Genomic DNA, 24005 nt, shown 5'->3' with positions numbered 1-24005 from the left:
TCGGCTCGTCCGGCGGATCCCGGTGGTTACGCGGTGCAGGGCTGGTCGGACGAACGATCCGGCGAGCGAAACCTCGCGTCGGGACGCTCGCGCCGACGCGCATCGACTGGGGCGAGACGCTACTGCGCAAAGGCCCGCAACGGTTGAACAGGACACATCTGCGCTACGCGGTGGACAACGCGCCGCGCGGCGAACTGCATGTGTTCGTGCTCGACGGTTCGGCATCGATGCTCGGCAGTCTCGCGCAGGCGAAGGGCTGGTTGCTCGACAGCTTCGACCGGTTGGCGCGCGCACGATCCGACGTCGCGCTGATCCGCTTTGGCGGCGAGCGCGCCGAGGTGCTGTTCGGCCCCGCCATACCGCGTTGGTGGAACGAGCGCTGGATCGAACCCATCGGCGGCGGTGGCGGCACGCCGCTGGCGGCCGGTATCGCGGCGGCGTCGCGACTGCTCGCGCGGGCCGAACGCGCGAGAGGGCGGCATGCGTCGCAAGTGAAGGTGTTGTGGCTGCTCACGGACGGGCGCACCGCCGAGACGCCGTCGAGGCCCCCGGCGCTCGATCGCGCCGTCGTGATCGATTGCGAACCCGCCCGCCTCGGCCTGGGTGTCGCGTCGCTCGTGGCACCGCGCGGTTGCGAACGTCTCGCGCGCGCGTGGGACGCCGAATGTATTCGTCTGGACGAGATTGCCCCGCGCGTCCAGGCGTATTTCCGTTGCCAGGACTCACTTGATTGAAGGATCGACCGTATGTCCATGTCTCTTCTCCCCACCGCCCCGGCGGGGCGCTTGCGTACCCGTGTCGGCGGCATGTACGCCCTGCTCGCGGCCTTCAATATCGGCGCGTGGGTCTGGGCGTTCATCGCGTTTCACGGCGACCCGCTGCTGCTGAGCACCGGCCTGCTGGCATGGGGCTTTGGCCTGCGCCACGCGGTCGATGCCGATCACATCGCCGCCATCGACAACGTGACGCGCAAGCTGATGCAGGACGGACAGCGTCCCGTCTCGGTGGGTTTCTTCTTCGCGCTGGGGCATTCGGCCGTGGTGCTGATCGTGGCGGCCGGGGTGGCGATTGCGGCGGTGGCGTTGCAAAACCACCTGGAGGAATGGCGTGGTGTCGGCGGTGTCATCTCCACCAGCATCTCGGCAACGTTCCTGTTTCTGATCGCGGCGATGAACATCTTCATCCTGCGCGGCGTGTGGCGGGCGTTCAACAAGGTGCGTCGCGGGTTGCCGTACGACAACAACGACCTCGACATCCTGCTCAACAACCGGGGTTTCGTGTCGCGCCTGTTCCGTCCGATGTTTCGTTTGGTGTCGCACCCGGCGTGGATGCTGCCGCTGGGGTTCCTGTTCGGTCTCGGATTCGATACGGCGACGGAGGTGAGTCTGCTCGCGCTGTCGGCCAGTCATGCGGCGCATGGCCTGTCGATCGGCACGGTGCTGGTGTTCCCGGCGCTGTTCGCCGCGGGCATGACGCTGGTCGATACGACCGACGGCATTCTCATGCTCGGCGCCTACGAATGGGCCTTCGTTCGTCCGATTCGTAAGCTCTACTACAACCTGACGATCACGCTGGTATCGGTGCTCGTCGCCGTGCTGATCGGCGGCATCGAAACGCTCGGCATGTTCCAGGCCAAGTACGAACTCACGGGCGGGTTCTGGGAGGCGATCGCCGAGCTCAACGAGAACTTCAACAACCTCGGCTTCGCCATCATCGGCGTGTTCATCCTGTCGTGGCTGCTCTCGTTCGTCGTCTATCGCCTCAAGGGCTACGACAAGCTCGGGCCGGCCGAGCCGACCGAACTCGCGTAGTGCAGGGTCATGCCGGCCGGTCTTGCTGTCGGTCCTCAGCGTTTCGGCGGCTCGCCGTACCAGCGGGGGGTGTAGATCCACTCGCCGTGCGGGCCGCCATCGATGCCGCGCGTGGTCGACGAGCCGACGATGACCATCGTGCGCATGTCGACCTGCCCGGGGTGCAGCGCGCCCAGCGTGGTGTGGGTGAGCGTGGCGCCGGGGCGACCGATGTCGCGCCCCAGCACCACGCGCGTGTCCGGTGCACGCCATTCGCGCACGATATCGAGCGCTTCGCCGAGTTGCCACGGACGCGCCCGCGAGATCGGGTTGTAGAACGCCATGACCAGATCCGCCTGCGCAGCGTGCCGCAAGCGCTCGCGGATGACGTCCCAGGGTTTGAGATTGTCGGAGAGCGATAGCACGCAAAAATCGTGACCGAGCGGCGCGCCGGCAACGGCAGCGGTTGCCATTGCGGCCGAAATGCCCGGCACGATGCGCAGGTCGACAGCCTTCCAGCGTGGATTTTCACTGGCGTCCAGCGCTTCGAACACGGCGCTTGCCATGGCGAACACCCCCGGATCGCCCGACGACACGACCACGACATGCCGGCCCGCACTCGCGAGTTCGAACGCGTGACGCGCGCGCATCAATTCCTCGCGATTGTCGGTCGCGTGCACTTGCTGGTCGTCGCGCAACGGGCCGGCCATCGCGACATAAGTGGCGTAACCGAGAATGTCGGTCGCCCGCGCCAGTGCGGCGGTGGCGAGCGGCACGCGCAGTTCGGCGTCGCCGGGACCCAGGCCGATGACGGTCAGCGTGCCGCGCGCCTGACCGATGCGCGCGACGTCGATCGGGGCGACGGTGCGCGCGAGCACGATGCCGCAATCGCCCTGATCGTCATGGCGTATTTCGACGTCGGGACCGAGTGTCGTCCTCAGCCAGTCCGCCACGTTGCGCGCATCGGTGGGGGACTTCGCACGATTGGCGTTGTCCCTATCGAGCCCATCGGGAGCATCGGAAGCATCGGGAGCATCGGGGGCATGGGGGACATTGAGGGCATCGAAGTCCGCAAAGCGCAGCGGTACGCCGAGTTCGTCCGCAGTGGCTTGCAGGTCGGCGTCTCCCATTCGCGAGATGGGAGCGAGCACGGCGGCCAACGCCTGCGACGACAGGGCGTGCTTCGCGAGCAGCGCCCGCACCGGCGGTGGCCCGAGGCTTGCCGGGCGCGTGAGCACGGCGAGTACACTGCGCGGATAAATCACCAGCGCGTCGCGATGCCTGTCGCCGACAAACGGTGTGATACGAATCGTCAACGCTGCGTCGTCCGATGTGGGGAGGTCGGCATCGTCGAGCCAGGGGGCGTCGCCCTCGACGCGCACCGTCTCGCCGGCCAGCAGATCCGACACGAAGTGCTTGCTTTGCGCCAGATCGGCAAGCACATAGCCGGCGGGCGGGTTCAGCAGGCACGTGCCGAAGCGCAGTTCGCCGCTGGTCGTGATGGCGGGGACGATATCCAATGCGCGCGCAATACGGCGCGCCAGCACATTCACGCCTGCGAGTCCGCCCAGCAGCGGCACCACCGCGCTGCCGTCTTCCGCCACGGCCAGCACCGGCGGTTCCGTCCCCTTGTTGTTCAGCATCGGGGCGACGCACCGGATGACGATGCCCGCTGCACAGAGCGCAACGATGGGGGCGCCGCGCGCATACAGCGCCTGAAGATGGTCCCCGAGCTGGGTAAACGCCACGTCGGCGTCGTGGCCTACGCGCGTCTCCAGTCCGTGCACGAGCGAACCTGGGAGCGTGGCCTGAATCCGGCGCGCAGTGTCGAGCGCGCTGCGCCCGAGCACGACGATGGCCGGCGCCTGCGTGGTCGTTGCGTTCATCCCTGCCATTTCTGCCCCGGCACGACCAGCAACGAGAAATATGGCGATGCGCTCGGATCCACGTCTGCGAGCGGCACGATGCGCTGGTTCGCCATCGTTGCCCGCTCGACATAGAGGGAGCGGCTCGCCAGTCCCAGGTCGTCGAGCACGCGGCGTACCTTATCGAAGTTGCGTCCGAGCTTCATGATGACGGCGGCGTCCGTGTCGGCGAGCTTGCGGCGCAGTTCGCTCTCCGGCATCACGCCCGAGAGCACCGACAGGCTCTGATTGCGATAGACGAGCGGCGTGCCCAGCACAGCCGCGCCACCGAGCATCGAGCATACGCCGGGCACGACTTCGACCGCAAAGCGTGTGGCCAGCCGGTCGTGCAGATACATGTAGGAGCCATAGAAGAACGGATCGCCCTCGCAGACCACCGCAACGTCGCGTCCCGCCTCGAGATGCCCGCCGATGAGGGCTGCCGCCGTGTCGTAGAAGTCGGCAATGATCGTTTCGTACGACAGCGGCGGTTCGAGCGCTTCGGTCGTCACCGGATAGACGAGCGGCATGCGTGTCTGCGAGTCCAGCAAATGGCCTTCGATGATGCCGAACGCGTTGCCTTTTTTCCCTTTTGCCACGAAGTACGCGACGACCGGGGCCGCTTGCAGCAGACGCAGGCCTTTGAGCGTGAGCAACTCGGGGTCGCCCGGGCCGACGCCGATGCCGAAAAGTTTTCCGGAGGTTGTCATTATTCGATCTCCGATGCCAGAGCGTTGATGGCGGCGGCGGCCATGGCGCTGCCGCCACGGCGGCCCGAGACGATCACGTACGGCACGCCGCGACTGTCGGCGGCCAGCATCGCCTTCGATTCGGCCGCGCCGACGAAGCCGACCGGGAAGCCGAGGATCAGCGCGGGACGCGGTGCCCCCTGATCGAGCATATCGAGCAGATGGAACAGCGCAGTGGGCGCGTTGCCGATGGCGACGACGCTGCCCGCGAGCTTCGGGCGCCACAGTTCGAGCGCAGCCGCCGAACGCGTGTTGCCCATCGATCGGGCGAGGTCCGGCACGGCGGGGTCGGTGAGGGTGCACACGACTTCGTTCGCGGCGGGCAAGCGGGCGCGGGTCACGCCGTGCGCGACCATGTTGGCGTCGCACAGGATCGGCGCGCCGGCGCGCAGGGCGTTGCGTCCGGCGGTGCCGGCGTCTTCCGAGAATTGCAGGGCGTCGACGATATCGACCATGCCGCACGCGTGGATAACGCGAACCGCGAGCTTTTCGAGGTCGGCGGGAATGCGCGAAAGGTCGGCTTCGGCGCGGATCGTGGCGAACGATTCGCGGTAGATGGCCTGTCCGTCGCGGACGTAATCAATCATGGCTGGGCAATCCGGTCTTGCGAGTTGTCTTGCGAGTTGAGTCGAAGCGCAATCGCTTCGAGTGTCATATGGGTGGCGATACGCTTGCCGAAGCGCGATACATCGTCCCGGCAAAGGCCGGTAGCGTCGGGGGTGGCGTTCGCCGCCGTGTGCCGGTACAGGTCGTAATGTCCCGGGGCGACGGCGAGCAACGTCCATGGCGCGCGATGCGCCGCAGCGCACGAGCGTATGCAGCCGCTCAGATGGACTTCGACCCCGGCTTGCAGGCGTGCGGCCAGCTCGCGCGCGTCGGCTTTCGTGTCGGCAAGCGCCCTGGCGCAACCCGTCGACCCCGCGCAGGCGATCATGCGGCCCAGCGGCGCCTGCGGGCTGCGAATCATACCGAGACGGTCGAGCGCCCGTTCGATCCGAGGCACATCGGGCCCGGCGACATCCGGTATCAAAAGACCTTGCCATGGCGTGACACGAAAACCGTCTGGCGCGGACGACCGGCAGAGCTGGGCGACGGCGCGCAGCGTGGGCGCGTCGATGCGTCCGAGCGGCGCCTGTGCGCCGACGTGCCACATCCCTGCGTTGCGTTGCGGCCATGCCCCGAACCGCCGCAATGGATTGGCGGGCGTACGTCGCCAGTCGTTCACCGCAGCGTTGCGATGCAGCGCGACCCCTGCCGACGCGGCGGCCCGGTCGGCCACGTCGTCGGCGCGGCGCGCCCCGAGCAAATCGCGCATGCGGCGATGGTCGTGCGTGGCCAGATCGAGGAAGGTGTTCAGCAACGCATGCACCAGCGCCGGCACGTCGCCGGCGCGCACTGCGGCAATTGCGCCGCCGGGGTGGGATGTCGGGTGGCCGGCAAGGCCGAATGCGAACATCGATTCCTCACCCGCGCCGGCGGTCATCGGCGATAGCCAGACGTCATGCGGATGATCGAGCGCGGCAAGATGCTCGCCGCCGTCGAGCAGCACCGAGAATTTGGGCGACAGCGCGGCGAAACGCGGTTCGTTCTCCAGTCGGGAGAGGATCGGACCGGCGAGCGAGGTCGTGTCGTACAGCGCACCGGCGTCGCAGCCTGCGGTGGCGCTGAGCATGAGGTTGCGCACGTCGTCGGCAATGGCGGTTTGCCGGGCAAGATCCTGGGCGTCGGCAAGCGTGTGAGCGCCGTCTCGCGCGTCGGCGGTGTGCTGAACGCGAGGGCCTAACCCCGCGTCGAGCAGTTGCTGCGTGAGCGCGGCTTGCGCGCCGTCACGCACGCCGCGCAGTTGAAGATTGGCGCGGTTCGTCAGTTCGACGACGCCGCTGGCGAACGTCTGCGCGGCGTCGGCAATCGCGATGGCTTGTGCCGCGCTCAGTCTCCCGCCGGGCAGTTTTACCCGGCACAACCCGCCGTCGCGGCTGGCCACGATGCGTCCGAGCGCCGGGCAGGCCGACGGCCGCAGGGAGGAAAAGGAGACGTGATCCAAGGTTCGATGAATGGCAGGCGCGGCCATGGCACGGCCGTCTGTGCGGGCTGTCGTGCCTGCCGCCGTGGCAGATACGGCCCCGGAGGGCTTCGGCAAAGCGGTATTATGCCTGCTTTGCGGTTTCCGGCCGCGATTTTACGGGCCGTGAGCGACGGATGGGGAGAGGATCGAGAATGACGACCGGCGATGCGATGACACCCTGGCTGACGGTGATCGGCATAGGGGAAGACGGGTTTGCCGGTCTGGGCAGAAACGCCCGTCGTGCGCTGCTCGACGCCGAGATCGTGACCGGCGCCCCGCGCCATCTGTCGATGCTCCCGACGCGCATCCGGGCGCGGCGCGAACCGTGGCCCAGCCCGTTCGACGTCGAGCCGCTGCTGGGGTGGCGCGCTCACCGGGTCTGCGTGCTCGCCAGCGGCGATCCGATGCTGTTCGGCGTGGGTGCGACGCTGGCGCGCCGCGTCCCGTCCGACGAGATGCACGTGATCGGTGCGCCGTCGTCGCTGTCGCTGGCCGCCGCCCGGCTCGGGTGGGCGTTGCAGGACGTACAGGCCGTCTGGCTGGTCGGACGGCCGCTCGCCACCCTCAATGCGTATGTGCGTGACGGCGCCAGGCTGCTGGTGCTCAGTCGCGACGGCGCGTCGCCGGCCGACGTCGCCGCTTTGCTGTGCGGCGGCGGTTTCGGTGCGACGTCCATGCACGTGTTCGAAGCGCTCGGCGGACCCCGCGAGCATCGCATCGATGCCGTCGCCAGGGCGTGGGGCGACCGGCAGGTCGAGGCGCTCAATCTCATCGCGCTCACCTGCCGTGCCGATACGGCGCGTTCGCTGCCATTGACCGTCGGTCTGCCCGACGATGCGTTTCTCAACGACGGCCAGTTGACCAAGCGCGATGTGCGCGCAATCACGCTGGCGCGTCTGGCGCCGCTGCCGGGCGCGTTGCTTTGGGATGTCGGTGCGGGATGCGGCTCCATCGGCATCGAATGGATGCGCGCGCACCCGGCGTGTCGCGCCATCGCGATCGAATCGTCCCCGGAACGTCAGGCGTTTATTGCGCATAACCGGGAGGCGCTGGGTGTGCCCGGACTGGAACTGGTCGCGGGCCGTGCGCCCGACGCCTTGCAGGGACTGGCCGCGCCGGACGCCATCTTCATCGGCGGGGGCGTGACGATCCCGGGCGTGCTCGACGCATGCTGGTCGCGGTTGCGCCCCGGCGGGCGCCTCGTCGCAAACGCGGTGACGCTGCAAAGCGAGGCGGCGCTGGTCGACTGGCGCGAGCGGCACGGCGGTGCGTTGACGCGTCTGGCGATCAGCGAAGTCCGTCCGCTCGGCGGATTCGACACGTGGCGAGCCGCACTGCCCATCACGATGCTGGAAGCGACCAAGCCATCGGGCGATCACGCCGCCGGCGAACTTCGCGACGGAGGTGCCTCGTGACGCGGGTCCTGCTGCTCGGCGGCACCGGCGACGCGCTGAAGATCGCGCGTCAACTGACGCCGCAGGACATCTACAGTCTGGCCGGGCTGGGTCGCGTGCCCGACGACTTGCCGTGCGCGGTCCGGGTGGGCGGCTTCGGCGGCAGCGACGGACTCGCACAGTATCTCGACGCCGAGGGCATCGACCTGCTGATCGATGCCACGCACCCCTACGCCGCGCAGATCAGCGCGAATGCGCTCACCGCTGCACAGCGTGCGGCGGTGACGGTGTGGGCGCTGCGCCGTGCGCCGTGGCAGCCCCGGCCGGGCGACGACTGGCGTGTCGTGTCCGACTGGCGTGCCGTGTGCAAAGCGCTCACGAGCTTCTCCCGTCCGTTGTTCACCCTCGGACGCGCGCCGCTCGATCATCTCGATACCATTGCGGCGCATCAGCGCTGGGTCGTGCGCTGTCTCGACGCGCATCCGGGTAACGCGCAAGCTGTCGTGATCGGCGCCCGCGGCCCATTCACGCATGAGAGCGAACGCGCGTTGTTCGCGCAGTATGAGATCGATGTTGTCGTCAGCAAGAATAGTGGCGGCGCCGCGACCGAAGCGAAGCTCGACGTGGCGCGCGAGCGCGGCTTGCCGGTGGTGATGCTGACGCGGCCCGAGGCGCAGCAGGGCATCGCACCGGAGCGCACGTTCGAGAGCGGGGCCGCGTTGCTGGCGGCGCTCGGTGCATTGCGGGCCGAGGCGCGTGTCCGTAACATCCAGACCTCTTGGAGAGGGAACGAAGTATGACGGTCTATTTTATTGGCGCCGGGCCGGGCGACCCTGATCTGATCACGGTCAAAGGGCAGCGTCTGATTCGCAACTGTCCGGTGATTCTCTACGCAGGGTCGCTGGTCCCGGACGCCGTGCTCGCCGGTCACACGGCCGGGCGCGTGGTCAACACCGCAGACCTCGATCTCGACGCCATCGTCGCGCTGCTCTGCGAGGCGCACGCCAGGGGAGAGGATGTCGCGCGCGTGCACTCGGGCGACCCGTCGCTGTACGGGGCGATCGGCGAACAGATTCGCCGGCTTCGTGCATTGCAGATTCCCTACGAGATCGTGCCGGGGGTGACCGCCACGGCGGCGTGCGCGGCGACGCTCGGCTGCGAACTCACGCTTCCGGGCATTTCCCAGACGCTCATTCTCACGCGTTACGCGACCAAGACGGTCATGCCGGAGGGCGAGGCGCTGGGCGATCTGGCGCGTCACCGGGCGACGATGGCGATTCACTTGGGCGTGCGGCATCTCGCGCGCATCGTCGCAGAACTCAAACCGCATTACGGCGACGCATGTCCGATTGCGGTCGTCTATCGTGCCAGTTGGCCCGACGAGATGCGCGTGACCGGCACGCTGGCGGATATCGAAGCGAAGGTCGGACAGACGGGCATCGAGCGCACCGCGCTCATTCTGGTTGGCCGGGTGCTCGCCGCCGAAGGGTTCGCGGACTCGTCGCTCTACGCCTCATCGGGGGCGACGCTCCCGCATCGGGAGATCGAGGCATGAAGCAGATCCTGATCATCGGTATCGGTGCGGGCAATCCCGATTACCTGACGGTTCAGGCGATCGACGCGCTCAATCGCGCCGACGTGTTTTTCGTGATGGACAAAGGCGTGGCCAAGGAGAAGCTGATTGCGCTGCGCCGGCTCATCATCGAACGGTTCGTAACGCATCGCGAGTACCGGATTGCCGAAGCCACGAGTCCCGAGCGTCGGCCCGACGCGTCGGATGCCGACTACCGCACCGCCGTCGACGAACTGAACCGCGACAAGCAGCGCATTTTCGAGCGTCTGATTGCCGACGAACTGAAAGACGGCGAAGTCGGGGCGTTTCTCGTGTGGGGCGATCCGTCGCTGTACGACAGCACGATCCGAATCCTCGACGCCATTCGCGCCGGGGGCAACGATACGTTCGCGTTCGACGTGATCCCGGGCATCAGCAGTGTGCAGGCGCTGGCCGCGCAACATCGCATTCCGCTGAACCAGATCGGGCGGTCGATCGAAATCACCAATGGACGCGGCATCGTCGACGGCTTTCCGAAGCACGTGGATACCGTGGTCGTCATGCTCGATTCGAAGCACTCGTACAAGCATCTCGCGCATGAAGACCTCGACATCTTCTGGGGCGCATATGTCGGCACGCCCGACGAAATCCTGATCTCCGGCCGCCTGTGCGACGTGATGCACGACATCGAGCGCGTGCGCGACGAGGCACGCCGCACGCATGGCTGGATCATGGACACGTATTTGCTGCGCCGACGCACGCAATGACGCTCGCCCGACGCCGGGCGCACGGGATGACGCGAGTTCGTCGGCACCGAAGGCGCAAGGGGGCGTTTGCGCCTTCGCGACTCCCGGGACATCCATAAAACGCCGGGGCGGGCGTTATCGGCGAGCCGTCTCCCCGATCATCTCCAGAATCGCGGCAGACAATGCGTTGCCCGCCTGACCCACGCGGTCGACGGCGTCGAAATGATGTCCGTCGCGTTGCCGGGCGATTCTGACGTTCAGTCCATGGTCGTTGAGAAGCGTCTGGAACTGCGCCTGAAGCCGATGGAATTCGTCCGACTCGTCGCCGCCCACGCTGAGGATATACGGCAGCGGCACTTTGGGAAGGTGGTGAATGGGGCTGAAATGCATGACCTCGTCACGGTCGAGCCGAACCGCCTTGTTCAGATAACACAGGCGAATGGGCTCAAGGTCGTACAGGCCGCTGATGGCGCACGCACCTTTGATCAGATTGGCGGGCGCATCGTACGCGACCCAATCCGTGCCGGCGAGTGCCGCCGTCAGATGTCCGCCCGCCGAACTGCCACAGACAAAAATGGCGTCACGGTCGATGCCGAGCGACGCGGCGTTGCGATAAAGATGCAGCACGGCCTGGCGATTGTCCTCGACGATGTCGCCCATGCGCACCTCCGGCGCGAGCCGATAGTTCACCACGACGAAGTTGATGTCGTTCGTCTGATACAGCCCCGCCAGTGAACTGAAGTCGGATTTGTCCAGCGATTGCCAGTAGCCGCCGTGAATGAAGACGAGCGTGGGGCGCCCTGCGTGCTTTGCGGGAAACAGGTCATAGGTCTGTTTTGCGTCTTCGCCGTACGCAATGTCTTCTCTGAACGCGTTGGCGCGACGAAAGGCCTCGCCGGTGCGAGCCCAGCGCGAAAAAATAGCGAGATGATCGGGAATCCCCGCGCGAACGTTGTATTGCTGATCCAGTGCCTCTTGATCAAACGAACGGTAAACCGGCATGCTAGCCTCACTCATCGGAATGGAAAACGATTTCACGTCGCCGTGTCGCGACGCAAATGCCGAATGTAAGAGAGGCGCCGCGAAGCGGCGCGCGCACAAGTGACAACGTATGCCGAGGTTACGCCATGTTCGGGAAGAGTGAGGACCGGGACGATTATCAGCAGATTGCGCGGCCGGTCGGCGGCATGGCGCGCGATTTGCCGGATCGATTCTTCATCGACTATCACGAGCATGTTCGCGGACAACTCATTTATGCGATCACCGGCGCTATTGTCGTCACGACGTCCAAGGGCACGTGGGTCGTGCCGCCGCTGCGTGCCGTCTGGGTGCCGCCGGGCGTCAGGCACTGCATGCAGGCCGTTGGCGCCATCGAGATGCGCACGCTCTATTTCGACGCGGATCGGCTGCCTTTACACACGAGCGACTGTTGTGTCGTCTCCGTGTCTCCGTTGCTGCGCGAACTCATTTCTGCGGTCGCGCGCATGCCTGTCGAATATGCGTTGGGGGGCCGGGATGCCGCCGTCGTCGATCTGTTGTTTCACGAGATCCGCCCGCTCGCCATCGAACCGCTTCACCTCCCCATGCCCTCGGACGAACGTATCGCGCGCATTTGCCGGTGGATTCTCGCGAACCCGGCGGAAGAGACATCGGTTTGCGCGTGGAGCAAAGTTGTCGGCGCCAGCGAGCGCACCATCATCCGGTTGTTTCCCGAGCAAACCGGGATGACGTTTACGCGCTGGCGGCAGCAGGCGAGGTTGCTCGTCGCGGTGCAGATGTTGAGCGCACAGCGCCCGGTGACGGATATCGCATCGTCGCTCGGGTACGACAGCACCAGCGCGTTCAGCGCCATGTTCCGCAAGGCGCTCGGCTGCGCGCCGACCGAATTCTTCAGGCCGAAAGACACCTGAGCCCGATTGGCGTTATCGCGACATACGTTTGCCTGAGCTCGACATGCGGGTCGCGCCCGATCCTCCAGAATGAATGCACCGCCGCCGTGGCGGCTTCATGATGGAGATGACATGAATATTTACGAACGTATCGCGGCCGCAGCGCTGGAATTGCCGGACCTCAAAGTGACGCCGGCGGCTTTTCGGCCCTTCAAGGTTCATGGCAATACGCTCATCGTTTCGGGACAGTTGCCCGTGCGTGCCGGCGCGCCTGTGTGGACCGGCAAGGTGCCGTCCGACGTGTCGATCGACGATGCCCGGCATGCCGCACGCCTGTGCGTCATGAACGTGCTGGGTTGGGCGCATCTGGCGACACACGGTCAACTCGACCGCATCGAGAGTGTGTTGCGGGTCGGCGGTTTCGTCGCCACCTCGGAGGGGTTTGCCGACGCGCCGTCAATCATCAACGCGGCGTCGGAGCTGCTGACGCAGATCTTTGGACAACCGGGCGAGCATGCCCGTATTGCCATCGGTGTCGCGAGTTTGCCGCTGAACGCGCCGGTCGAAGTCGAAGCCACTTTTGCACTCGCATCATGAACGCGCGCGCCGGATATGCCGACGTCCTCGTCGGTCTGCAATACGGTGACGAAGGAAAGGCCAAGATCGTCGACAGGCTGTCGGTGAATTACGACATCGTCGCCCGCTTCAATGGCGGTGCGAATGCGGGGCACACGGTGTCGACGCCTTCCGGAGACGCCCGGTTGGCGCAGGTACCCTCAGGGGTTTTCCATGCGCATACGCTGATGTACATCGGGTCGGGCTGCGTCGTCAGTCTTGTCAAGCTGGCCAATGAAATCGACGCGTTGCGCAGCATCGGCGTCTCGCTGAAGGGGCGGCTTTATGTGAGCGAGCAATGTGCTGTCATACAGCCCCGGCATCTGGACTTCGATGCCAGACACGGCGCGCAGATCGGCACGACAGGCAATGGCGTTGGGCCGTGCTATGCCGATTTGTCGCTGCGGTGGCAGGGCGGCACACGAACCGTCGTACAGCTTCGCGATCTGGTCGCCGACGAGGCGGGTGCGTTCGACCAGATGGCCCGCTATGCCGAGACGCCCCACGCCGCTCCGGATGCCCGAGCGGCGACAGCGGCGGCCATCGCAGACATGCGTGCGGCATGGGCGAGGCTCGGACAAACGGTCGAGGTGGTGGATGCGCTGTGGATGACGCAGCGCGTGCAGCGCGGTGCACGTGTGCTTTTCGAGGGAGCGCAGTCGGTGCTGTTGGACGTGACCGGCGGACAGCAGCCCTATGTGACCTCCAGTCATACGGCGCCGGCGTTCGCTTTTGTCGGTGGCGATCTTCCCGTTCGATATCACCGCAAGACGATCGGCGTGGCGAAGGCAATTGCATCGCGCGTCGGCGCGGGCCCGTTTCGCACGGAATTCGGTGCGCAGCGCTCTTCCCGGTACTGCGCCGACGCCGCGCTGCGCGGGATCGGCTGGCGCGAGGAGCGGGATCGCTTCGATCCGAAAGCGCTGCTGATGTCGGAAGACGAGTTCGATGTCGGCATAGCGCTGCGCATGCTGACGTACGAGTACGGCACCGGCAGTGGCCGCCCGCGGCGGTTGGGACGGCTCGACGTCGCCGGGCTTGCCGAGGTCATACGGCGCCACGGCGTGGACGAGTGGTATCTCAACAAGTGCGACTGCCTGTCGCTTTTCTCCGGCACGCGTGAGGGCGCGATTCCGGTGCTCATGCCGAATGCCGAGGGCGGTGCGAACGCCACGACGATGTATCGCTTTCCCGCATTTGGCGAGCTTTCCGGCGATACGACCGATGCGGCCCGGTTGCCCTTGCCGCTTCGAGCGTTCGTCTCGGCATTGCAGGCAGCAACCGCATGCCGCATTGCCGGCATCGGGGTCGGCCCCCGCCGCGAGCAGTTACTCATCCTTTCCGAAGAGACCGTCAACGATGACGCCTGATTATCTCGACTCAGAAATGCGCCGTGCCGATCTGGCATGGACCGATTGGCCGGCTATCGAGGCTTTCTTGCGCGACGAACTGATCTGTCGCGTCGCCGTGAACGACGTGCCGTTTCCCTATGTCGTGCCGCAAAGCTTCACGTTCGTCGGCGATGCGTTTCTCATTCACTGTTCTCGCTTCGGTCGATTCTCGCGTTTGCTGCGCGAGAATCCGCACGTCACCATCGTCGTGGACCGCCCGGTTGCCCTGCTCAAAGCGCCCAAGGGACAGAACACCAGCCTGGAGTACTACAGCGTGATCGCCCGCTGCGAAGCGATGACCCGCGAGCAAACGCACGACGTCATCGCGCACCAGAACGAGGCGCTGGAGAAGTTCCGTCCCGAGAAGGATTACACCCCCATCGAGCCGGGGGCCGCGAATCAGATCGTGGCCATTCGTTGTCGGATCGAAAGCCTCAGCGCCAAGAAGCGGATTCTCGCGGACGGTCAGTATTCGCCGCCGGGACAGCCACAGGCGCCTTATCTGCGTTATCCGTTCGAGCGCGGAGCGGCCGTGTCCGGCTTGCCCGAAGACGCGTTCGATCCGCAACGTTTTCGTCGCAAGCAGTTTTAAGCGCCGACATCGATTGCCCGTGCACGGGCGCCGGCGAGGCGAGATGGCGACGAGCACGCGACGTCGCATCTTGGCGTAACTCCGATTGTGCACGACATTTTCCCGCGCGCCGCGCTGGTTTTGGCGCCCGATATTGATGCAGCCGGTACCGATTCGCGGTGCCGGTGTATTCAACGGGATAGGTCGAAACGGAGGAGCGGTGTATGAAAATGCATTCGATTGAGGTGGACCGGACAACGGCGGCGCAGCGACTGGAACGGCTGCCCGTTTGCGGGTATCACCGATGGTTGTTTCTCGTGATTTCCCTGGCATTTTTCTTCGATAACATCGACCTGGCGACCATGACGTTCGTGCTCGGTTCGATCAAGACGGAATTCGCGCTCTCCAACATGCAGGCAGGTCTGATCGGGAGCGCGAGTTTCGTCGGCATGGCGATCGGCGCGATCGGCTCGGGTATGGCGGCCGACCGCTTCGGACGAAAGCCGGTGTTTCAGATCAGCATGATGGTGTGGGGCGTGGGCAGCGTGATGTGCGCCATGGCCTCGGGGCCGGCGGAGCTGGGCGCGTATCGCGTGTTGCTGGGTATTGGCATGGGGATGGAGTTGCCACTCGCGCAAACGCTGCTCTCCGAGTTCATTCCGACGCACCGACGGGGCAAGTATCTCGCGTTGATGGATGGCAACTGGCCGCTCGCCTTCATCAGTGCAGGGCTGTTGTCCTACGTCGTGCTCGCCCATCACGACTGGCGCATGCTGTTCGCGCTGGAGGCGATACCTGCCCTGTTTCTGTTCGTCATTCGACGCTATGTGCCGGAATCCCCCCGCTGGTTGGAGTCGCAGGGGCGTTATGAGGCGGCTGACGCGATCGTCGGCGCGGCGGAGGCGTCGGTCATGCGCCGCCTCGGGCTGACGTCGTTGCCTTCGCTTGCGCCCGATACACAGGAGAATCAACGCGACGCCCGCGGCATGCGCGTGATCTGGTCTGCCGGTTATCGTCGGCGCGCCCTGATGGTCGGTGCGTTGTGGTTCTTTGCCTTGCTCGGCTTTTACGGGTTGAACACCTGGCTGGGGGCGCTCCAGCAGGCGGCAGGGATCGTGGTCACGAAGTCGGTGCTCTTCACGGTGTGCATCTCGCTAGGGGGGATTCCGGGATTTCTGTGCGCGGCGTGGTCCGTCGAGCGATTGGGTCGAAAGCTGACCTGCGTGGGGACGCTCGTTGGTGGGGCGTGCGCGACCTACGCGTTCGGTCAGGTGCTGCTCGCCGGTGCCCCCCAGTGGTCGATCTATGCGACTGGCGCGAGCATGCAATTCTTCGCGTTCGGCATGTGGGCGGTGCTGTACGCCTACACGCCGGAGTTGTTTCCTTCGCGCGCCCGTGCGACCGGGTGTGGCTACGCGTCGTTCTGTGGCCGGATCGGGGCATTGCTGGGGCCCACGCTCGTTGGCGCCATCGTGACGTGGTCCACGAGCGATGCGGTGTTTCTCTTCGGCGCGATCTGTTTCGGGATCGCCGCGTTGTGCGTGTGGCGTTACGGTGTCGAGACAATGGGGATGCAGTTGGAGACGGTCTCGGGCTGAGCGGCGTTAGGTTCTATGTATCGGATATATCCGGTATATCCGGTATGTCCTGTATTTCCTGAGGGGGCGGTGGGGGAGCGCTTCGCCGTGCATCGGCCCCGGCGCGATAGCGCGGGGCACGGCTTGCCGTATGATGGGCGCCTCCGTCAAAGAGACCACCCGAAATGCAAGTGCTAGTCGACGCGGACGCCTGCCCCGCCGCCATCAAGGAAATCTTGTTTCGTGCCGCCCGACGCGAATCCATGCCGGTGACGCTGGTGGCGAATCAGTGCCTGCGTACGCCGCCGTCGCCGTTCATCAAGGCGATTCAGGTCCCGTCGGGGTTCGACGTGGCGGACGCGCGCATCGTCGAGATGGTCGAGGCAGGAGATCTGGTGATTACGGCCGATATTCCGCTGGCCGCTGCGGTGATCGACAAAGGCGGCCATGCGCTGGACCCGCGCGGCAACTGGTTCACACCCGAGAACATCAAGGAGCGCCTGTCGGTGCGAGACATGATGGAGCAACTGCGCACGGCGGGCATCGAGACTGGTGGACCCGCACCGTTCAGCCCGCGCGACAGCAAGGCATTCGCCGGCGAGCTGGATCGTTTTCTTGCGCGTCGACGCAAACCGTCGCCCTGAGCGGCGCGCACGCGATTCAAGACGTGCGGCAGCGCCTGCGGGGAGTGTCATGTCTGGTTGGTGCCGGCACGCAACAGCTCGGCAAAACGCGCCTCGCACCAGCGCATCACATCGTTCGGCTCGCGACCGAAACGCCACAACATACGCACGGGCAATTGCGGCAGTCCGAGATCGTCGCAGCGAAGTTCGTGCAAATCCTCGTACTCCGCAATATCGATCGGCAGGACCGCCCAGCCGAGCTTGTCGACGACCATGCTGGCAATGACGTAGGAACTGTCCACACGCCAGATCGACGGGCTGAGTTGCAGCGGCATGATGTCGTCCATCTGCAACAGAATCTGACGGTACTTCGCCAGATCGCCGCGCGTGACCTGATCGCGGTACGCCAGCGGATGGTCGCCCGCGACGAAAACGCCCTGCACGGCCGAGCCGACGTACTTGTGGCCGAGTGCCGACGAGATCGCGCCGCGATCCACGTGAAAGCCGATGTCCGCACGCTGCTTCTCCACGTAATCGGCGACTTCGGTCGATGTGCCGTTGAGCAGCGTCAGTTCCAGATAAGCGAACTGATGCGCGAGGTCGCGCACCAACTCGCTCACGGCCTGATAGGGCAGCGCTTCGTCCAGCGCCAGCGACAACTGCGGCTGCTCCCCGAACGCCAGCGCGTTGGCGCGATGATTCAGGCCCTCCGCCTGGCGCAGCAACTCCTTGGCTTCGAGCAGCATCACCTCACCCTGATCGGTGAGGCGGGCGTTGCGGCGACTGCGATCGAATAGTTCAAATCCCAAATCCGCTTCGAGCAACGCAATCGCCGTACTCACCGCAGACTGGGCTTTGCCCAGACGACGGGCGGCAGCGGATATCGAGCCAGCCTCCGCTGCCGCCACAAAGTAGCGCAATTGTTCGATTGTCCAGTTCATCCATTCATTTTATAGATAGGTTCCAACTTTTTCTAACATGTTTTTCACGGCAAAATCGCGTTTCTCCAATCTAAAACGCCAGATTGAAACGCCAGCATAGGCGAGGCGGCAGACGACCGGATCGCCGGTCCGGCAGTCTCAGGCACAGACTTCCTCAGCGCAACGCGCACCTGCCACCCACGGCGCCCCTGGAGAGATGCGGGCTCCCGGTTTCCCCCATCGCCGGTGCATGGCGCACCGGCTCTCGCTCGACGCCGCGCACCGAACGCAGCCTCGACACCGTCGACCGGATGTCGTCAATCAAACGTGCTTACATGTCATCGAAAATCGTTTACCGAACCCGTTTCGGAGTGCTGACGGGTGTGTCCGCCAGCGTGGTCGCCTGCGTTCTTCTGCTGGCTGCATGCTCGGACCGTGGCAAAAATGAGACGGCGGATGCCACACCCGAAGCCGTCGTGCGCACGGTCGAGCGTCGCGCCGAGCCGCTCACGACCGAGCAGCCGGGACGTCTGGAGGCGTACCGCAGTGCCGACGTGCGCGCGCGGGCTGGCGGTGTGGTCATCGAGCGCAAGTATCAGGAGGGGCAGAAGGTCGCCAGGGGCGAGGTGCTGTTCCGCATCGACCCGCAGCCGCTGTCCGCCGCGCTCGACGCCGCACGCGGTGCGCTGGCCAAAGCGCAGGCCGAGCACGATTCCGCGCGCGACAAGATCGAGCGCTACCGTGGCCTGCTCGATTCGCACGCCATCAGTGCGCGCGAAGACGCAGAGTCCCGCGCCGCCGAAGCCCGTACCCGTGCGGAAGTGCTGGCCGCACGCGCGGAAGTCCGCAAGGCCGAACTCAATCTCGGCTACACGAGCGTTGTCTCGCCCATCGCGGGACGCGTTCGCCGTGCCGAAGTTACGGAGGGCGCGCTCGTCGGCCTCGACTCGCCCACGTTGCTCACGCGTGTGGAGCAGATCGATCCGATCTACGTGAATTTCTCGCAGCCGGCGGCCGAGGTCTACGCCATGACGCGCGACCTGCGCGCGGGCAAGTTGCAGCAAGGCGAAGGCGCCGCTGCACCGCAGGTGCATGTGACGCTGCCTGACGGCCGTGAATACGCGCTGCCGGGCAAGTTGCTCTTCACGGATCTGGCCGTCGACCCCGGCACGGACACCATCGCCATGCGTGCGCTGCTGCCGAACCCGGACGGCGTGCTGCTGCCCGGCGCGTTCGTGCAGGTGCGCATGCAGGGGGCGGTCAATCCGAATGTCGTTCGCGTGCCGCGCGAATCGCTCACCCGCACCGCTGAGGGCGCTATCGTGCGCGTGGTCGATGCGCAGGGCAAGGTGCACGACAAGTCCGTGCGCGCCGAGGCGATCGACGGTCGTGACTGGCTCGTGACGGACGGCCTCAAGGGCGGTGAGCACGTGATCGTGCAGAACGTCGCGCAGTTCTCCGACGGCATGCAGGTCAAAACCAGGGCAGACGCCACCGCGATGGCCGCTCAGGCCACCTCAGCGGAGACGCATTAACCATGGCCCGTTTCTTTATCGATCGCCCGGTCTTTGCCTGGGTGATCTCCCTGTTGATCACGCTGATCGGCGTGCTCGCGATCCGGGCGCTGCCCGTCGCGCAGTACCCCGACATCGCCCCGCCGATGGTCAGTGTGTGGAGCAGCTATCCCGGCGCGTCGGCGAAAGTCGTCGAAGACTCGGTCACTGCCATCATCGAACGTCAGATGAACGGCGCGCCGGGACTGACGTACACGTCCGCCACGAGCGGTAACGGCGAGTCGTCGGTCAACCTGACGTTCCGTCAGGGCACCAGTCTCGATCTGGCGGCGGTGGAAGTGCAGAACCGCCTGAAGACGGTCGAGTCGCGCCTGCCGGAGGTCGTGCGTCGCTACGGCGTAAAGGTCGAGCGCGCGGCCGACAACATCCACATGGTCGTCACGCTGTCGTCGCGCAATCCGGCGGTCAACGAATTCGATCTGGGAGAAATCGCGGCCTCGCAGGTCATGAACCAGCTCAAGCGCGTGCCCGGCGTTGGTCAGGTGCAGTTCTGGGGCACGGAGAAAGCGATTCGTATCTGGCCGGATCCGGCCAGACTCGTCGCGCTCGATCTCACCGCCACGGACATCGTCTCCAAGGTGCGCGCCTACAACGCGCGCGTGACCATCGGGGATCTTGGCGCGGGGGCGACGCCGACGTCCGCGCCGATCAACGCGAACGTCGTGTCCGACAGCGCGTTGTCCACGCCGGAAGCCTTCGCCGACATTCCGCTGCGCGTGCGCTCGGATGGATCGGCCATCCGCCTGGGGGATGTGGCGCGCGTGGAGCTGGGCGCGTCGGACTACAACTACTCGTCGCGTGTCGACGGACTGCCGGCCACGGCAATGGGCATCAAGCTGGCGGCCGGATCGAATGCCGTTGAAGTCATGAAGGCCGTGCGTCAGGTGATGAACGAGCAGGCGAAGCTGTTCCCGGCTGGGGTCGAGTACCAGATGCCTTACGAGACGGCGTCGTTCGTAAAGGTCTCGATCCAGAAAGTCGTGACGACGCTGCTCGAAGCCATCGTGCTCGTGTTCCTGGTGATGTATCTGTTCATGCAGAACCTGCGTGCGACGCTGATCCCGACGCTCGTGGTGCCGGTCGCCTTGCTCGGTACGTTCGGCGTGTTGCTGGGACTGGGTTACTCGATCAACACGTTGACAATGTTCGGCATGGTGCTCGCTATCGGCATTCTCGTGGACGACGCCATCGTCGTTGTCGAGAACACCGAGCGGATCATGGTCGAGGAGGGGCTGTCCCCTTACGCGGCCACGGTCAAGGCGATGCAGCAGATCAGTGGGGCCATCGTGGGCATCACGGTGGTGCTCGTGACGGTTTTCGTGCCGATGGCGTTCTTCTCGGGCGCCGTGGGCAACATCTACCGTCAGTTCGCGATCACGCTCGCGGTGTCCATCGGCTTCTCGGCGTTCCTCGCGCTCTCGCTCACGCCGGCGCTGTGCGCCACCCTGTTGCGCCCGGTCTCGCACGAACACCACGAGAAGCGCGGCTTCTTCGGATGGTTCAACCGCACGTTCGCGCTGGGCACCGAACGCTACACGCGCACCGTCGACAAGACGTTGCGGCATCCGTGGCGCGCGCTGCTGGTGTACGGGCTCGTGCTCGTCGCGGTGCCGCTGGCGTTCATGCGCTTGCCGACGGCCTTCATTCCGGAGGAAGACACGGGCAGCTTCATGGTGATGGCGTCCGAGCCGCGGGGCGCGACGCTGCCTGAGGCGATGACGGCGCTGGGGCGCATCGAGCGCTATCTGATGCAAAACGAGCCGGTCAAGCACGTGTTCGTGCTGGGTGGCTGGAACGAGTTCGGCGCGGGGCCGGGCGGCGGCATGTTGTACGTCACGCTCAAGGACTGGCACGAACGCACCTCGAAGCACGACGGTGTGAACGCCATCGTCGAGCGCGTGAACGAGAAGTTCATGGGGCAGCCGGATCGCATGATGATCGCGATGAACAGCCCGGCGCTGCCGGAGCTGGGCTCGTCCAACGGCTTCAATCTGCGCTTGCAGGACCGCGCAGGCGTGGGCAGGGACGTTTTCACTGCGGCGCGTGACGACCTGCTTCACAAAGCGGCGCAGGACCCGGTGCTCAAGAACGTGATCTTCGCCGGTCAGGGCGATGTGCCGCAGGTCGACGTGAGCCTCGACCGTCGCAAGATGGAAGCGCTCAAGGTGAATATGGACGACGTGAACACGACGCTCGCCACCATGTTCGGTTCGGACTACGTGGGCGACTTCATGCTGGGCGCGGAGAGTCGTCGCGTGCTCGTGCAGTCGGACGGCCGTCGGCGCGTGTCGCCGGAAGACATCGGCAATCTGCGCGTGCGTAACGCCAATGGCGAGATGGTGCCGCTCTCGGCTTTCGTTGCGCTCAAGTGGAAGCTCGGGTCGCCGCAGCTCACGCGATACAACGGCTATCCGTCGTTCACGATTCAGGGCGAATCCGCGCCGGGCAAGAGCAGTGGCGAGGCCATGGCGCGCATGGAGGAACTGATGAAGGCGTTGCCGGCAGGCATCGGGCACGAGTGGAGCGGGCAGTCGCTGGAAGAGCGCGACTCGGGGGCGCAGGCGCCGATTCTCTTCGCGTTGTCGGTGCTGGTAGTGTTCCTTGCGCTCGCGGCGCTCTACGAGAGTTGGGCGATTCCGGCGGCGGTCATCATGGTGGTGCCGCTCGGCGTGATCGGTGCGCTGGGCGCGGTGAGCCTGCTGGGGATGCCCAACGACATCTACTTCAAGGTGGGATTGATCGCGACCATCGGTCTGTCGGCGAAGAACGCCATTCTGATCGTGGAGGTCGCCAACGATCTGACCAGACAAGGCATGGCATGGCTCGACGCCACCGTGGAAGCGGCGCGCCTGCGTCTACGTCCGATCATGATGACCTCGCTGGCGTTCGGTTTCGGCGTGGTGCCGCTGGCGATTGCGTCGGGACCGGCGTCGGGCGCGCAGCGCGCGATCGGTGTCGCCGTGCTCGGCGGGATCGTCACGGCGACGGTGCTGGCGATTTTTCTGGTGCCGGTGTTTTTCCTGACGGTCGGTCGCTTCGTGCGTCGCTCACACAATGACGGCAAGGCTGCGCAGGCAGACGCCGCGCCCGCCGTCGAGGGGAAAGTATGACGATGTTTCGACCCCGCCTTCGCGGGATGACCTTGGCCGCGACAGGCTGTTTTGCGTTGCTCGCCGGATGCACGATGGCGCCCACGTACGAGCGACCCGCCGCGCCGATGCCCACGACGTATGAAGCGGCGCCGGCGGGTGGCGACGTGCAACGCGCGCTCGCCGCGCCGCTCACGGGCGACGCCGACTGGGCCGACGTCTTCACCGATCCGGCGTTGCAGGCACTGATTCGCAAGGCGCTCGCACAGAACCGCGATTTGCGTCTGGCGTCGTTACGCGTGCAGGAAGCCCGCGCACTTTACGGTATCGAAGGCGCCAACCTGTTGCCGACCGTGCAGGCAGGAGGCTCGTTCTCCCGTCAGCGCTATTCGGGTTCCGCCGGACTGCCCGAGGGCGGCAGCAGTACGCCGGGCGGCTATGTCGCCAACGATGTTCGGGCAATGGTCGGCGTGAGCGCATTCGAGCTCGATTTCTTCGGACGCGTGCGCAGCTTGCGCGACGCCGCTTTACAGACGTATCTCGCAAGCGAAGAGGCGCAGCGCGCGGCGCAGGTCAGTCTCGTGGCCGAAGTGGCGACGGCCTACATCGGACTCGTTGCCGCCAACGAGCAGCGCGCCTATGCGGCCAAGGTGCTGGCCGCGCGTGAGGCGGGCATGCAGGTCATTCGCCTGCGCGCCGAGCGAGGGCTCGTCGACGGCCTCGATCTGAACACCGAGACGACGCAGGTCGAAGTGGCGCGCGCGGCATTCGCCGAGCGTGAGCGCCAGCGCAGCGAGATCGCGCACGTCTTGCAGGTGCTGACCGGTGACGTGGCGACACGGCCCTCGTCCGAGGCGGCGCTCGACAGTGCCTTCGTGGTACCGGTCGCGGCGGGATTGCCGTCGTCGTTGCTGATGCGACGCCCGGACATCCGGCAGGCGGAAGCACAATTGCGCGGCGCGAACGCGAATATCGGCGCCGCCCGGGCCGCCTTCTTCCCGTCGATCCGGTTGACGACCGACATCGGTACGGCCAGTTCGCGCATCACCGATCTGTTCAGCGCGGGCACCGGTGTCTGGTCGTTCATGCCGCAGATCACCGTGCCGATCTTCGACGGCGGACGCAACATGCAGGGGCTGGATCTGGCGAACGTGCGCAAGGAGATGGCGGTCGTCTCGTACGAGCGTGCCATTCAGACCGCTTTCACCGAGGTCAACGACGCGCTTTCGTCGCAGCAATGGCTGACGCGTCAGCTCCAGGCGCAACAGCGTGTGTCGGATGGCGAGCGCGAGCGGCTGCGACTGGCCGAGCGTCGTTATGCGAATGGGGTGGCGAGCTATCTGGAGCTGCTCGACGCGCAGCGCAGCGACTTTCAGGCGGCGCAACAGCTGATCGACGTGAAGCAGCGCGTGCTGGTCAATCACGTGGCGCTGTATCGCGCGTTGGGCGGCGGCTGGACGCCGCATGTCGAGCCTTCCTGAGCACAGGTGACGCGCCGTCGGCGATGACGTGCCGTCCGTGCCGAAGTCGCGTATGCGAGGCAAAACATCCCCCGC

Annotated in this window: 21 protein-coding genes; 15 read left to right on the top strand and 6 right to left on the bottom strand. The window is 65.7% G+C overall.

Annotation, left to right across the window (positions count from 1 at the left end; all coding sequences use genetic code 11):
• Window positions 1-56: 56 nt before the first annotated feature.
• Window positions 57-734, top strand: coding sequence for a vWA domain-containing protein (locus PAN31108_RS14850; protein ID WP_370819665.1), 678 nt, complete (start codon window positions 57-59; stop codon window positions 732-734).
• Between the two features lie 12 nt (window positions 735-746).
• Window positions 747-1811 carry a HoxN/HupN/NixA family nickel/cobalt transporter gene (locus PAN31108_RS14845; protein ID WP_217426309.1) on the top strand — a complete coding sequence of 355 codons (1065 nt, stop codon included), beginning with the start codon at window positions 747-749 and terminating at the stop codon, window positions 1809-1811.
• 35 nt (window positions 1812-1846) lie between these two features.
• On the opposite strand, the gene cobJ is transcribed toward PAN31108_RS14845, so the two are convergent.
• Genes cobJ through cobG form a run of 4 tightly spaced genes read right to left on the bottom strand, consistent with a single transcriptional unit; the run spans window position 1847 to window position 6487 of the window.
• Complete coding sequence (cobJ, locus tag PAN31108_RS14840; protein WP_370819659.1) at window positions 1847-3676, bottom strand: precorrin-3B C(17)-methyltransferase; 1830 nt, start codon at window positions 3674-3676, stop codon at window positions 1847-1849.
• Window positions 3673-4404, bottom strand: coding sequence for a precorrin-2 C(20)-methyltransferase (locus PAN31108_RS14835; protein ID WP_174994998.1), 732 nt, complete (start codon window positions 4402-4404; stop codon window positions 3673-3675). The genes cobJ and PAN31108_RS14835 overlap by 4 nt, the downstream gene beginning before the upstream one ends.
• On the bottom strand, window positions 4404-5030 hold the full coding sequence (locus PAN31108_RS14830) for a precorrin-8X methylmutase (protein ID WP_150669590.1): 627 nt from the start codon (window positions 5028-5030) through the stop codon (window positions 4404-4406). The genes PAN31108_RS14835 and PAN31108_RS14830 overlap by 1 nt, the downstream gene beginning before the upstream one ends.
• Window positions 5027-6487 (bottom strand): precorrin-3B synthase, encoded by a 1461-nt coding sequence (cobG, locus tag PAN31108_RS14825; RefSeq protein WP_246183968.1) that lies wholly within the window; start codon window positions 6485-6487, stop codon window positions 5027-5029. Before cobG ends, PAN31108_RS14830 begins: the two co-directional genes overlap by 4 nt.
• 191 nt (window positions 6488-6678) lie before the next feature.
• Between cobG and cbiE the strand changes: the two genes are divergently transcribed.
• From cbiE to cobF, 4 genes are read left to right on the top strand one after another with little or no spacing between them, the layout of a single operon-like run.
• On the top strand, window positions 6679-7923 hold the full coding sequence (gene cbiE / locus PAN31108_RS14820; protein ID WP_246183978.1) for a precorrin-6y C5,15-methyltransferase (decarboxylating) subunit CbiE: 1245 nt from the start codon (window positions 6679-6681) through the stop codon (window positions 7921-7923).
• Complete coding sequence (locus PAN31108_RS14815) at window positions 7920-8702, top strand: cobalt-precorrin-6A reductase (protein WP_174994993.1); 783 nt, start codon at window positions 7920-7922, stop codon at window positions 8700-8702. The genes cbiE and PAN31108_RS14815 overlap by 4 nt, the downstream gene beginning before the upstream one ends.
• Window positions 8699-9457: a precorrin-4 C(11)-methyltransferase gene (cobM, locus tag PAN31108_RS14810; RefSeq protein ID WP_150669586.1), complete on the top strand. Its 759-nt coding sequence runs from the start codon at window positions 8699-8701 to the stop codon at window positions 9455-9457. Before PAN31108_RS14815 ends, cobM begins: the two co-directional genes overlap by 4 nt.
• A complete protein-coding gene (cobF, locus tag PAN31108_RS14805; RefSeq protein WP_150669585.1) occupies window positions 9454-10221 on the top strand; it encodes a precorrin-6A synthase (deacetylating) in 768 nt (255 codons plus the stop codon). Before cobM ends, cobF begins: the two co-directional genes overlap by 4 nt.
• A 114-nt stretch (window positions 10222-10335) precedes the next feature.
• Here cobF and PAN31108_RS14800 read toward each other — a convergent pair whose 3' ends face one another.
• Window positions 10336-11202: an alpha/beta hydrolase gene (locus tag PAN31108_RS14800; protein ID WP_150669584.1), complete on the bottom strand. Its 867-nt coding sequence runs from the start codon at window positions 11200-11202 to the stop codon at window positions 10336-10338.
• 125 nt (window positions 11203-11327) lie between these two features.
• Between PAN31108_RS14800 and PAN31108_RS14795 the strand changes: the two genes are divergently transcribed.
• The 6 genes from PAN31108_RS14795 to PAN31108_RS14770 all read left to right on the top strand — a co-directional run bounded on the left by PAN31108_RS14795 (window position 11328) and on the right by PAN31108_RS14770 (window position 16887).
• Window positions 11328-12110, top strand: coding sequence for an AraC family transcriptional regulator (locus PAN31108_RS14795; protein ID WP_150669583.1), 783 nt, complete (start codon window positions 11328-11330; stop codon window positions 12108-12110).
• 111 nt (window positions 12111-12221) lie between these two features.
• A complete protein-coding gene (locus tag PAN31108_RS14790) occupies window positions 12222-12686 on the top strand; it encodes a RidA family protein (protein ID WP_150669582.1) in 465 nt (154 codons plus the stop codon).
• Window positions 12683-14074 (top strand): adenylosuccinate synthetase, encoded by a 1392-nt coding sequence (locus tag PAN31108_RS14785; RefSeq protein WP_150669581.1) that lies wholly within the window; start codon window positions 12683-12685, stop codon window positions 14072-14074. The genes PAN31108_RS14790 and PAN31108_RS14785 overlap by 4 nt, the downstream gene beginning before the upstream one ends.
• Window positions 14064-14687: a pyridoxamine 5'-phosphate oxidase family protein gene (locus PAN31108_RS14780; RefSeq protein WP_174994996.1), complete on the top strand. Its 624-nt coding sequence runs from the start codon at window positions 14064-14066 to the stop codon at window positions 14685-14687. The genes PAN31108_RS14785 and PAN31108_RS14780 overlap by 11 nt, the downstream gene beginning before the upstream one ends.
• Window positions 14688-14890: 203 nt before the next feature.
• Window positions 14891-16264 (top strand): MFS transporter, encoded by a 1374-nt coding sequence (locus PAN31108_RS14775; protein WP_150669580.1) that lies wholly within the window; start codon window positions 14891-14893, stop codon window positions 16262-16264.
• 164 nt (window positions 16265-16428) lie between these two features.
• A complete protein-coding gene (locus PAN31108_RS14770; RefSeq protein ID WP_150669579.1) occupies window positions 16429-16887 on the top strand; it encodes a YaiI/YqxD family protein in 459 nt (152 codons plus the stop codon).
• A gap of 47 nt (window positions 16888-16934) precedes the next feature.
• Here the strand turns inward: PAN31108_RS14770 and PAN31108_RS14765 are convergent, their stop codons facing one another.
• Window positions 16935-17807: a LysR family transcriptional regulator gene (locus PAN31108_RS14765; protein WP_174994995.1), complete on the bottom strand. Its 873-nt coding sequence runs from the start codon at window positions 17805-17807 to the stop codon at window positions 16935-16937.
• Window positions 17808-18121: 314 nt separating this feature from the next.
• Between PAN31108_RS14765 and PAN31108_RS14760 the strand changes: the two genes are divergently transcribed.
• From PAN31108_RS14760 to PAN31108_RS14750, 3 genes are read left to right on the top strand one after another with little or no spacing between them, the layout of a single operon-like run.
• Window positions 18122-19321, top strand: coding sequence for an efflux RND transporter periplasmic adaptor subunit (locus PAN31108_RS14760; RefSeq protein ID WP_150669578.1), 1200 nt, complete (start codon window positions 18122-18124; stop codon window positions 19319-19321).
• Between the two features lie 2 nt (window positions 19322-19323).
• Window positions 19324-22470, top strand: coding sequence for a multidrug efflux RND transporter permease subunit (locus PAN31108_RS14755; protein WP_150669577.1), 3147 nt, complete (start codon window positions 19324-19326; stop codon window positions 22468-22470).
• Window positions 22467-23930, top strand: coding sequence for an efflux transporter outer membrane subunit (locus PAN31108_RS14750; RefSeq protein ID WP_150669576.1), 1464 nt, complete (start codon window positions 22467-22469; stop codon window positions 23928-23930). The genes PAN31108_RS14755 and PAN31108_RS14750 overlap by 4 nt, the downstream gene beginning before the upstream one ends.
• The last annotated feature ends 75 nt before the right edge of the window (window positions 23931-24005 follow it).

It is taken from the genome of Pandoraea anhela (assembly GCF_902459655.1).
GTDB classification, from domain to species: Bacteria; Pseudomonadota; Gammaproteobacteria; order Burkholderiales; family Burkholderiaceae; genus Pandoraea; species Pandoraea anhela.
Note: the sequence above shows the minus strand (reverse complement) of the source record. Positions and strands in the feature narration are given on the sequence as shown.